This is a genomic window from Parachitinimonas caeni, from assembly GCF_030129945.1.
Classification (GTDB): domain Bacteria; phylum Pseudomonadota; class Gammaproteobacteria; order Burkholderiales; family Chitinimonadaceae; genus Parachitinimonas; species Parachitinimonas caeni.
This window is the reverse complement of the sequence record NZ_JARRAF010000060.1, coordinates 1-11568: the sequence shown is the minus strand read 5'-3', so window position 1 is coordinate 11568 and position 11568 is coordinate 1. Positions and strand designations below refer to the sequence as shown.

Annotated in this window: 2 protein-coding genes and 1 pseudogene; 1 reads left to right on the top strand and 2 read right to left on the bottom strand. The window is 59.7% G+C overall.

The genetic code is table 11. The features are described 5' to 3' along the window. On the bottom strand, positions 1-292 hold a 292-nt coding region (locus PZA18_RS22815; RefSeq protein WP_284103201.1), incomplete at its 3' end, for a hypothetical protein. On the opposite strand from PZA18_RS22815, the gene PZA18_RS22810 reads away from it, so the two are divergent. Further along, positions 278-11245, top strand: coding sequence for a tandem-95 repeat protein (locus tag PZA18_RS22810; protein WP_284103200.1), 10968 nt, complete (start codon positions 278-280; stop codon positions 11243-11245). The two genes, PZA18_RS22815 and PZA18_RS22810, sit on opposite strands and share 15 nt — an antisense overlap. Before the next feature lie 125 nt (positions 11246-11370). Here PZA18_RS22810 and PZA18_RS22805 read toward each other — a convergent pair. Then, positions 11371-11568, bottom strand: a pseudogene (locus PZA18_RS22805) (IS481 family transposase); the annotation flags it as partial.

Here is an 11568-nt window from a genome sequence, read left to right as displayed (position 1 = left end):
GCGCATCCTCGGCGCCGAACACGGCACAGCCCGCCTCGCTGCCGACGGCCAAACCCTGCTCTTCACCCCCGAAGCCGGTTTCGCCGGCGATGCCACCCTTCGCCTGCAGGCTGACGATGGCTTTGCGCAGAGCGCGCCGATTGAACTGAAGGTGAAGGTCAGTGGGGCGAAGTTGCAGGACATCAGCTTGAATCGGATAGCCAACCTCAAGCCGGGCAGTGTGGCTGATCTGGTCGCCACAGGACGCTTCGCCGATGATACGAAGGTGAACCTGGATGTGAGCTATCTGCAATACGAATCAAGCGACCCGTCCATCGTCGTGATAGACAGCGCTGGTCGGCTCAAAGCGCTCCGGCCAGGCCAGACCATGATCACGGTGAAAGCAAAGGGGATATCGGCCTTTAATGTAGTCACCGTAACCAGCACCCCCGAGCCACTCCTTGCAGACCGGTGGTGGAATGAGCTGGACCTCTATCCCCCCAGCTTCAACCTGGCTGAAGGCACCGGCCAGCGGCAGATTGATGTTCATACCTTTGCACGCGAAGGCTTGGGCGATGATTTGATGCGGGGCTCGACCGGCACGCGCTACCTGATCAGCGACCCGGAGATTGCCAGCGTCACACCAGATGGCTTGGTACAGGCCAAGCGGGTGGGTAGCACAACCATTACGGTCATCAATGGTGGCAGGCAGGGCAAGGTAAGGCTGCAGGTTCAACCAACGGTACAGGGCCCGATACAGGTCAGTGCGGCGGAAGGCGGCGTGATCACCGATGCAGCCGGTAATACCCTGACCATCGGCGCCGACGCTTTGCCCAAAGACATCAGGGCCTCGATCCGGCAGATTGCAATCGATAGCCTGTCCACCCCACTCCCCGCCCCTGGCGTGCTGGAAGTACTGTCTGCAGTTGAGGTCGATGTCAGCGATGCCGAAGCGAAAGTCCCGCTTCAGCTGGCCTTGAAAGTCTCTGGCCCGATCGACCCGCAGACCGGTGCGCCAACCCAGCTGCCGCCGGGCACCAAGGTGATGTTCTGGCGGGAAGGCTTTATTACCGACACCGATGGCAGCCTGCATCGCACCTGGTGGCTGGTTGACGATGGTGAAGTGGGTGCCGACGGCATTGCACGTACCGCCAGCCCGCCATATCACGGCATACGTATTGGCGGCAACTTTCTCTGCACCAAGTCCGTCGTGGAAGACAAGAAGACTGGAGAATTACAGCTATCCGGCAAAGCGATTGACTGGAAGGCGGTGTGGTCGAACCTGGCGCATGTGTCACTCGATATCAGCCATATGCGATCTCTTGGCCATGCCGGAGCGGCCATGTTGCTCAGCGCGCAAAACGATTTTGTGGCGGTCTACTACGGCATTGCCGGCGCGTATAAAGTCAATGTGCCGATTGAGGGACTGGTCTCGAAGAACCCAGCCTTGCAGTTCCCGGCCGTACCCCGGCCAGATGGAGATGTCACGCCCCAGATCACACGGTTCAACTTTGACCCCTCAACCCGCAAGATCACGCTGACCGGTAAGAACTTCCTCCCTCCCGGCCAAGCTGCGACAACGGGTGGCGTGAGTGTGTGGCTGGCCCCGCGTGGCGCGCAGCTGGAATCACCTAGTGTCGCTGGAGCAAATTCCAAACGAGGGTTGGTCTGGCAAGGTTATGAGGCCAAACTCTCCAACACGTCGGGAACCGATGATCAGGTACTGGAATTTGTCCTGAACGAAGACGTTGCACTTTCGCAGCATGTGATTTTCGTCCGACGTAGCGTGCTGGCTATGGATGGTCAGGGCCGGCTGGTAGAGGGAATGACCATTGACAGCCCAGCGATTGAAGCTTGGACCGCAGGCGTACCCACCACAGTAGTTACTACTAAAGATTCGATTGAGATCTTTGCCCCCAAAGATAAAGCCACGTCCAGCAACAGCGCACCTATTGCACTGCTGGGCGAGATCACGAAGAACGAACGGGGGTACCCGTTGGACCTTGGCCGGCACGGTACCACTAACGTCGCGTTCAGTCAGGATGGCACCCTGGCCTTCGTGGCCGGTGCCACCCGCCAGATTTATATGGTGGATACGCTAACCCGCAAAGTCACTTACACCCTGCAGCTGGAAAACATCGATGAAGGCCGGATTACCAGTCTGATACGAGGTGATGACTGGCTCTACGTGACCTTGGCAGCCCATGAGGGCCGGCCAGGCAGTGTGGTTCGTATCAATATCGACCCCAATCGGGGCACCTTCCTCAAACACCAACAGCGTCTTGCCTCGCAGCTCGAAGAAAAGCCGGACAACTATCTGGGGATGGCCATCAATGCGGGCAGCTATCTGGCGATTACGGCACAGTCGGGCAAAGTGCATATCATCGACCTTAACCAAATCAATGCCGATGGCTATATCGACCCAAGGGGCAAATTAACCGTCACTTCCGATCAATACAGCCGTGAGCAGCGTGGCAAGGCGCCCTGGTTTGTGACCAGTGGCCCACAGGATGGCGAATTCATTGTCAGCAACAAGTTTGACGCCTCGAATGGTTTGGGCGTGATCCGGGTCAAAACCGACCCTTCGGGCCAGATCAACCGGGTGACAACCTCTGATGCCGAGTCGTTAAAGCTCTTACCGCATATCGACGACAAGATTTTGAAGGAAATCGAAGATCAGCCGCAGAACCATCGGTTCAAACATTTCCGCCAGAACATCCTGACTTCGGCCGGTACCGTACTGGCAAGCTATCGTGGTCAGGAATTTGCGCTGGTGGCCGACTATAACTTCTGGTTCCTCGACCCGACCGCCCCGCGTGATGGCTCGGTGCCTAATTCGCAGATCGGCGGCAAGATCGGTATCGTGATGAACCCCTTCGGCCGGGGCGGCAAACCGCCAGTCTATCTGGGCGCCACCACGCCGGTAGCTGGCAGCGCCTTTGAAAAACTCGCCCTGGGCGAGGATGGAACTCTCTACGCTACTGTCTGGAATTACCAACCTAATTACGACATACAGGCCGACCTCATGAGCTACTCCCTGTTCACCTGGAACGCATCCGCCCTGATTGAGGGTGCTATCAATGCCAACAAGTCTGAGAATCTGGCCAAGCTGCGCGAGATCGGCATTATCGAACCCAGCCTGATGCCGATAGACCGTAACTACGTGTTTGATGGCACCACCGGCTCTTTTGGTACCCAGATCTCAAGAATGACCCCGGCCCGTTACGACGGTGCCATCGCCGATCAACGCTTCAACGGCGTACATGGCGTAGCCAGCTATCGCCCGACGACTGCGATGGTGGCCTTGGAGAAAATCAATGTGGCCCCGCCCACCATTTCGCGTGCCGAGCCGAGTAAGGTGCCCAACCCACTGCCGGTAAGGACGCAAGCGGAAATCCTCAATCAGGAGGGCAATATGGTGAAACAGATGCTGATGGAAGCCATGGATACCCTGCTGGCCGATGGCTATCTGGGGCGCCACGACGAGCGGGTAATGCAGTATCGCGCCGGGCAGATCAATTACGACCAGCTGACCCGCGAGAATTATCGTGATGTTCTGCTCAATGGTTTCGGTGTTGCCATCAGCTTCAGCCGTTCGCCCAGAGTGGGCTGGTCGGTCAGCCGTATTCTCATTGATCGGGGTATGAATGCGGTGCAAGCCGCCGAGATCGACGCCATGCTGCAGGTGGGGCATCAGATGATCGACGAGATGGCGGAACGCGATGGCAGTAGCAACCGCCTCTCGCTCACTTCGATGCTGGAGGTGGCGGCCAGCAAGCTGCCGGGGCCGGCACAGACGATTCTGGATGGTATTCGTGACCTGATCGAACCCGAACAGGACCAGCGCAAGCTCCGCCATGACGCTGGCCAACCCGGCAAGGCGATCAGTCTGGACGAAACCCAGGGCAATGCCCGCAATGTCAGCCCGCTGGATGGCATACCCCGGGCTGTGCAGGGCCAGAGCGAACTCAAGATCAATGGCATCAAGGTGTTCGATACCCCCGCGCCCCGCTCAATGACCCTCTCGCAAGCCAGCGTCTGGTATCGCGAACATATCGCCCGCATCGAACAACTGGTGGCACCGCGCTTCAAGGAAGACCCTTACCTGGCCGCCCGCCAGGCTTGGCAATTGCGCCATGTGATCCTGCAGGAGGCTGCCAATGCCTTGCTGATTCCCGAGCAAGGCGGCCTGCTCAAGCAAAAGCACCCGATCCCGTCATTCGAGGAATACCGGCTCAAGCTGGGCGACCAGCTGTCGGGCTCGCCCTTCTTCCGCGCCCTGATTCAAGACCTCGCACGCTGCACCGACCCACCGCTGCGCCACGAAGCCGACGCCTGCTTCGCCGCCGGCACCCCGGTCTGGACCGACAAGGGTCTGGTGCCGATTCAGGATATCCAGGTGGGGGATAGGGTGCTCTCGCGCTCGGATGTGACGGGGGAGCAGACGTATAAGCGGGTGGTGAAGACGTTTAAGAGCGCAGAGGAGAAGCAGGTTTGTGTGATGAAGCTTTACGACAAAAATGAATGGGATTTGGCTGGATTAGAAGACAGGTATATGGATACAAACACTTACGACTACCTGTTATTAACGCCGAACCATCCATTGATGGATAAAAGCAAAGGCTGGATGCCTGCAAGAAGCTTAAGAGATTCAAATGAAATCATCCGTCAATCTACGGAGTTAAGTATTGTCAGTGAAGTAATGCCAGTTTACCTCACGGAAAATGAAGACATTATTTGGTATCCAGGTTCACTTCATAATGAAGATGGCGGATTGATGTACTTGACCGAGAACGGTATCCAACCCGATCCAGACATTCATCATTTTACTGGAAATGATTTTGTGGACTGGTCAAGTGGTGAAGGCCGCTATACCTGTACCGTATATAATTTCGAAGTCGAAGAATTCCACTCCTATTTCGTCGGCAAACACGGCATCTGGGTGCATAACGCCGATTGCAACCCGGATACGGTTGAATCGCTGGATGACGCCCGCCTGAATGGCATCCTGCCGCCTAATTCGCCCAGTGCCTTCTTCCTCAAGGATTCTGCCCTGAAAACGGCACAGATCCATCACAGCGGCATGGTTCTGGTCAAAGAAGACAATGGTGCCGTGAAGCTGATGGATGAGGATGCGCCTGACGAAGAGAAGAACCCAGGTGAATTCCATTGGGTCACTTTCCAGAAAGGCACCGAGGGGGTAAAAGTCGATCCGGTTGACGGTAAATTTATTGCCCAGACTTATTTATATGACAATCCATTTCCCAAGGGCAGCGATTTTATCCGCTCGGGCGACGGCCGGGCTTTAATGCCGGATGGTAGCTGGTCATTAACGACGATTGATGCCAAGGCAGGAGTAACAAATACGGTAAAGAACATGGGGCGTGACCCTCGTGAAGCTGATAAATATGTCAGGTATATCACTCGCACCAGCGCTGCCCTACGCACCAATGCCGAATTCTCTCACGTCATCGAATTCGAAGTGCCTTATGCGATGAATTTGAGTCTGAGTTTTCTGAAAAGGGAATTGATCCAGAATAATCAGCTCAATCCCAAATGGGCCAGTTTTGCCGGAACTACCGACTGGTTCGCCGGTAGGGTCGTAGATCATGGCATTCCTAAAATCCTTGCTGAAAAACCCGCCCAGCTGTATTTCACGGTACGCCCCAAAGGTGCCGCCGGTGTACTGGCCGATGAGCTGACCAGTCTGGAAATCGTCCGGAACACCGATGGCACATTGGAAGTGAAGGAATTCAAGGTCGATAAGAGCCAAGTGCTGAAACCAGCGATCAGCGCCGCCAACCCAAGGCGGGATGCGGCCTTGTTCATGAAGTACTACGAAGACACCATCGCTCCCCCGCGCAAACCCCTCCTGGTCACCGAGGAAGGCAGCGTCCAGCACCTCGACCCACTGACCCAGGTTCAGCTCGACCAGCTCTTGCCCACCGCCCGCCAGTATTGGCTCGATGCCGGGGTCAGCCCGGCCTTGCTTGATCAGATCCGTTTCAGCATCGACGACTTGCCCAAGGGCATGGCCGGCAATAGCGAGGGCCGGCAGATCCGGCTCGATACCTGGGGCGCTGGCTGGGGTTGGTTTGTCGATAGCAGCCCTGGCGAGCAGTCGGAGTTTCTGCCGACCGATCACCCCAGCGAATTCCGGGCACTCGGCGGCAGTGCCGCCGCCAACCGGCTTGACTTGTTATCGGTGCTCATCCACGAACTGGGCCATGTGCTGGGGCTGGAACACAACGGCAGCGATGACCATGCCATGAGCGAAATCATTGAACCCGGCATCCGGCGCCTGCCCGATGCCGCCGACGTCGATGCCTTGCAGGCCAAGGGCTTTGGCCTGCAGCTGCCCATTCACAGCGGTACGCCCGCCACGGCCGGCCCGGCCCTGATCAATCGGCCAGACCCTGCGCCCCTGCAACCAGCCAGCCCCGCCGCAGGCTGGCAGACACGCGGCAACGCCAACCTGGATGCCCAAGGCGGCATCACCCTGGCCGAAGGCAGCACCGGCCACGGCCAGGCCAGCCAGCGCCTGGAAATTGGCGCCAATGATCGCTACATCAGCCTGGTGGTGGCCGCCCAAAACCTGCTGGCCAACACCGCCGGCCCCGCTGACGCCTTCGAAGTCGCCCTGCTCAACGCCAACACCGGCGCTTCACTGGTCGGTAGCACCGGCATGGCCAATAGCGATGCGCTGCTCAATATCCAGACTGGCGGTGCCGAGAAACTGGCATCTGGCGTGCGCAAGCAGCTGAATGGCGATGGCTCGGTCACGTACTTCATCGACCTCAAGCACGGGGTCGGCGGGGATTTGGCCGGCACCCCTGCCCTGCTGTCGTTTGACTTGATCGGCTTCGGGGGCGAGCAGAGCCATGTGGCGATTCGGGATATTCAGCTGGTCAAAGACGTACTGGCGTTTGACGATGCCGCCAGCACCGATGAAGACTCGGTTCTGGAATTGAAACCACTGGCGAACGATCTCGGCGCGGATGCTTCAGCCCGATTCGAGCTGGTCAGCCAGCCGGCGCATGGCAGCGTGGTGGTGAATGCCGATGGCAGTCTGCGTTATCAGCCGGCGGCCGATTGGTCCGGCACCGAAACCATTCAATACCGCTACACGGTGGATGGCAGCACCTCGAATATCGCGACCATCACGCTGACGGTGCGGCCGGTGAACGATGCGCCGCTGGGTGCCGATAGCCAGGGCAGCGTGGTGGCCGGCCAGCCGTTTAGCTTCCACCCGCTGACCGGGGCCAAGGATGTGGATGGTGATGACCTCTTCGCCCGCCTCGACACCGGCCCGGCGCATGGTCAGGTATCGCGCCATGCCGATGGCGGCTGGAGCTATGTCGCTGATCGCCGCTACAGCGGCCCGGACCAGTTCACTTATCGCCTCAGCGATGGCCAGACCGAGTCGGCGCCGGTCACCGTCCGCTTAACTGTGCTGCCCGCCAACACCGCCCCGACCGCCCGCGATGGCGTACTCAGCCTGCAGGAAGATGGCACCGTAAGGATTGACTTGGCTGCTTTGGGTAGCGATGCCGAAGCCGACAAGCTCTCCGGCCGCATCACTACCCAACCGCAACATGGCACGCTGACGGTGCAGCCTGATGGCAGCTGGCTCTATACGCCAGCCGCCAACTATGCGGGCGAAGACGCCATCCGCTTTATTCTCAACGACGGCCAGCTCGATTCGGCCGAGGCGGTGCTGAAGTTGATCGTGACGCCCGCTAACGACGCGCCAGTTCTCCAAGACCAGGCGGTGACGCTGGCCGAAGACAGTGTTGCCACCATCGCGGCATTGGCCACAGCAACCGATATCGAGGGCGACCGGCTGACCGCCAAGCTCGTCGGCCAGCCACAGCATGGCACCGTGGTCGTGAATGCCGATGGCACCTTCCGCTACACGCCGGCCGCCAATTACTTTGGCGAGGACCACTTTAGCTATGTGGTGAACGATGGGCTGGTCGATTCGAACGTGGCAACCGTCAAGCTGACGATTACGCCGGTCAACGACGCCCCAACCCTCAACGATCAGGCCGTCACCCTGACCGAAGATGGCAGCGCCACCCTTGCCGCCTTCGCCACCGCCAGCGATGTGGACGGCGACCCGCTAACGGCCAAGCTGATCAGCCAGCCGCAGCACGGCACCGTCAGCCTGAATGCCGACGGTACCTTCCGCTATACGCCAGCGGCCAATTACTACGGTAGTGATAGTTTCCGTTACATCGTCAACGATGGTCAGGCGGACTCGAACGTGGCAACCGTTACGCTGACCATCACCCCGGTCAACGATGCGCCGGTCGCTCAGGATGCCAGGCTGACGCTGACAGAAGATAGCCAGCTTGCGCTGGATCTGCGCCAGTTCGGCCGGGATGTCGATAGCCCGACGCTGACGCCGGTACTGATCAGCGGCCCGTATCACGGCCAGCTGGTAGCGCGGCCAGAGGGTGGCTTCACTTATATTCCGGCCGCCAACTTCCACGGCACCGACAGCGTGCGCTTCACCCTTGGCGATGGCGCACTGCAGTCAAACGAAGCAACGCTGAGCCTGGTGGTGACGCCGGTCAACGACGCGCCTACCCTCACTGACCAAGCCCTCACGCTGGTCGAAGATGGCAGTGCCACTGTTGCCGCCTTCGCTACCGCCAGCGATGTTGATGGCGACATGCTGACGGCCAAGCTGATCAGCCAGCCGCAACATGGCACCGTGGTGGTGAATGCCGACGGCACCTTCCGCTACACGCCAGCGGCCAACTACTTTGGCGCGGACAGCTTCAGTTATGTCGTCAACGACGGTCAGGCCGATTCGAATGTCGCAACCGTCCGGCTGATCATTACCCCGGTCAACGACGCGCCCGTAGCACGCGATGGCGCGGCCGGCTTGGTTGAAGGCCAAAGCATTCGGCTGGATCTGCGCGCCCTCGGCTTTGATGTGGAAGGTTCGGCCCTGTCAGCTGTGCTGGTGAGCCAGCCGCGCCACGGCACGCTGCAACGGCAAGCCGACGGCAGTTACCTCTACACCGCCAACGCCAGGGTGGCCGAGGGGCTGGACGAATTCAGCTTTGCCTTGAGCGATGGTGCCTTGCAGTCAAATAGCGCCCGCTTCCGCTTGACGATTTCGCCAAGCAATACCGCCCCCACTGCTCGCGATAGTCAGGTGCAAGGACTGGAAGATCAGTCCTTGGTGATTCGTTGGAGTGACTTCGCCATCAGCGATAGCGAGGGGGATGCCTTGCAGATCCACGTCGACAGCCTGCCGGCAGAAGGCACCTTGTATCGCCGCCTGGCCAATGGCACTTGGGCATTGGTGCAGGTCGGCGAGCGCTTGAGTCGGGCTGATATTGAGGGCGACAGGCTGATCTTCAACCCGGTAGTCCAGGCCTCGGGCGGCCCCGGCTATGCGGGCAGTAGCCTGGGTAATCGGCAGGCGCACTATGCCCGCTTCGGCTTCCGCGCCAGCGATGGCCGCAGCGTCAGCCAGCCAGCCCAAGTCACGATCGACATCACACCGGTGGCCGATGCGCCAAGCCTGCAACTCGAAGCCCTGGTCAGCCAGCAGCGCGAGTTGTTCCGTACCAGTTGGGAGAGCGTGGCACCCGCACAAGGCCAGTCCAGCCTAGTCCGCCAGCGCGAGCTGGAAGGCTGGCGCCTGATCACCGAGGGCGATGGCCTGCGCGGTGGGCTGGATGGCTTCGAGATCTGGTCTACGGGCAGCCGTATGAGCAATGCCGCCAATCAGAGCCAGAGCGTACAGGCCAATACCGGCAAGGGTCGTAACTGGCTGGAGCTGAACGACGCCGCTGGTAGCCAGTATCAAACCCTCGGCATCGAACGCCAGATCGAGACCCGTGCCGGCGCCCGTTATGACTTGAGTTTCGATCTGGCCGGCCGCCTCGGCTATCGGTCGGACCTCACCCGCATCGCGGTGTATCTGGATGAACAGCGCATTGCCAGTTTCGATGCCAGCAGTGGGCTGGATCAGCTCGACTGGCAGGCGGTGAGCTGCCGCTTTACCGGCAGTGGCCGGCCGCAGACCTTGCGGATTGTGACCGATGGCAACCCGCGTGACCCAGCCGGCCGGGGCATGCAGATCGACGACCTCCGCCTGACGGAAACCGTGATGCAACCCCGCGAACGCACGCTGTTCCGCTCCGGATTTGAGGGGGCAGCAAATACCGATCGTCAATCCACGCTGCTCAGCCAGAGCAGCTTTGACGGCTGGAACCTGGTCACTCAGGGCGACCGCCTGCGCGGCGGTCAGAATGGCTTCGAGATCTGGCACAGTGGCGACCGCATGCGCAATGCTTGGGGCCGCGAGCAGGCCGTACAGGCCAGTCGGGAAGGCGGCCAGAGCTGGCTGGAACTGAACGATGCCGCAGGCAGCCAGTATCAGACCCTCGGCATTGAACGCACAGTGCAGACCGAAGCCGGCGCCCGTTACCAGCTCAACTTCGATCTGGCCGGTCGCCTGGGTTATGGCAGTGGTACCACCCGCATTGGGGTGTATGTTGATGGCCAACGCATTGCCAGTTTTGACCAGACCAGCGGCCTGGATAGCCTGAGCTGGCAAGCGGTGAGCTGTGGCTTTATCGGCCAAGGCGGCACCCAAACTCTGCGCCTGGTCAGCGAATCGACCCACCCGCAGCCCGATGGGCGCGGCATGATGCTCGACAACGTGAGCCTGACTGAGGCCCTGCCGCTGAATCAGGGCCAGGCTGGCAGTGCGATCCGCCTGCAAGGCATTCAAGCCGGCCTGACCGATACCGATGGCTCCGAAGCCCTGCAGCTGCAATTGGCCGGCCTGCCCGTTGGCACGGTGGTCAGCGATGGCCAACGCAAGCAGACCATCAGCAGCCAGCAGCGTTTACTCGACCTGACCGGCTGGAACACCCAGACCCTGGCGCTGATCCCACCATTAAGCTTTAGCGGCCCGCTCAGCCTACAACTGACCGCCACCGCCATCGAGGCCGCCAACGGCAGCCGGGCCAGCGTCAGTCAGGAACTGAGCCTATGGGTGGATCCGGCGCCGATCCGCAGCAATCCGCACGTGGATTGCTACCCTGCTTGGCAGCCCGATGACGAGCCTGTGCGATACCGCGCTGGCGAATTCCACCCGGATGTGCGGGAGATATATGGCCTGACCATCCCCGGTCGCCCCGATGTAGGAGCTTGGTGGCAAGGGGTTGAGCAGTCGATATCGGCGCAGATTGAGCAGCAGGTGATGGCGTGGTGGGAGAGGAAAGACCGCGGATGAGGACGTAGAGCCAAGCGGTCGGGCGTTGAGACGCCCGATCACCTAACTCAATCCGGTCTCATTCGTCCAGAAAATCAGGTCGGGGCACATCCGGCATATGGTTATAGGCTTTGAGCATGGTTTGCTCAGGGGTCAGCGTAGGTGTCAGGTTCCGCCTGTTTATAAACTTTCTTGGTAAACAGATTTGGTTGTCTTGCCTGCCACTGTTTCATAGCCTCAATCGGAGACAAGAAGTTGAGGGCTTTTTGTGGGATGTGATGATTGTAGGCAATGAGGTAGTCGCGCAGGGTCGTTTCGAGTTCTGCCGCACTGGCAAAGCGGGT